This is a genomic window from Hymenobacter agri (assembly GCF_054778495.1).
Window position 1 is genome coordinate 1 of sequence record NZ_BAAGZM010000926.1, and the last position, 1,211, is coordinate 1,211.

2 protein-coding genes are annotated in these 1,211 nt (G+C 65.9%); one reads left to right on the forward strand and one right to left on the reverse strand.

Annotated elements, in window-relative coordinates:
• On the reverse strand, positions 1 to 410 hold a 410-nt coding region (locus ACYVDE_RS23430), incomplete at its 3' end, for a 5-formyltetrahydrofolate cyclo-ligase (RefSeq protein ID WP_460503939.1).
• Between the two features lie 267 nt (positions 411 to 677).
• Here ACYVDE_RS23430 and ACYVDE_RS23435 point away from each other — a divergent pair.
• On the forward strand, positions 678 to 1,211 hold a 534-nt coding region (locus tag ACYVDE_RS23435), incomplete at its 3' end, for a PAS domain-containing protein (RefSeq protein ID WP_460503940.1).

The window sequence follows — 1,211 nt, forward strand, 5'->3', positions numbered from 1 at the left end:
TGCCCGGCCTGGTCCACGGCCAGCAGCGGCACCAGCACGGCATCGAAGGCCGCGGGAAGGACTTCAGTGGCCGGGTCGGCGGCCGGCTCCGGAATGCCCCAGCGGTTGGTGAGCAGGGGCGTGGCTGGGTTCAGGGCATAGTTCTTCAGCGAAATGCCATCGGGCTGCACCACAGGCGCGGCCAGCTGCAACGCCGGCCACTCGGCCCAGCTGCGCCGGATGATGGGCCAGGTGTCGGGCTCGTGGCGCTTATGCAGCGGCAGAAACAGGTGTAGCCACCGCCACGCCGCTACCGGAAACTGGTCGAACAGCTGCGCGCACAGTTGCTCGCTGCGGCGGGTTACTTCGGTTGGGCTCAGGGCCTGGCGGCGTGCCAGGGCCGCGCGGCGCAGCTCAGGTTTGGTGGGCATGAAAAAGCGGCGAAGGAAGAAATAGCGCCGCTAAAAGTACTGCCGGCTACTGCAGGCCGTTGTGGGGCTAAGTCGGTGGTGCAAAACCACCGTCCGGCCCGGTCCGGCAGCCGTTGGCCTGGAATATGCGGGCATTGGGACAGCAGCTGATTGCCGAAAAGGCCCGCCGGATATTTTTGGAAGATTGTTCCGAAATTGCCCGAGCCCGTGCCGTGCTGAGCGGCCACGGGCTATTACGTTGCACTATTGTCTTCTTTATCCTCGTTCGTGACTGCTTCTTCTGCCGATTATGCTGCTGCGCTAGCTCCTGCCGTTCAGGCCCGTATCGACCAATTGGAATACGAATTGGCCCAGGCCCGCGCCAACGAGACCGCGGCGCTGCGGCAGCTGCAGCATCTTAAGCAGCAGGGGCTGAGCGCGCAGCACGAGGCGCAGCGGGCGTTCTACGAAACCATTCTCGACGAGCTGCCGGTGGAAGTAGTGGTGCTCGACGACCAGTTTCGCTACGTGTACGCCAACCCCCAGGCCGTGCCCGACCCCGAACAGCGCGCCTGGCTCATTGGGCACACCGTGCTGGAGTTTTGCGAGCGCTACGGCTTCCCGATGGACCTGGCCCGGCACCGCGCGCGCATGTTTGAGCAGGCCCTGCGCAGCACCGAGCCCATGGTGTGGGACGACTGCACGCCCTTCCCCGAGGGGCCGCGCTACCACCAGCGGCACTTCAAGCTGCTGGCCCGCGTGGGGGCCGGCGAGCCGTTCATGCTGGGCTACGGCCTCGACGTGACGGCCCGCGTGCAGGCT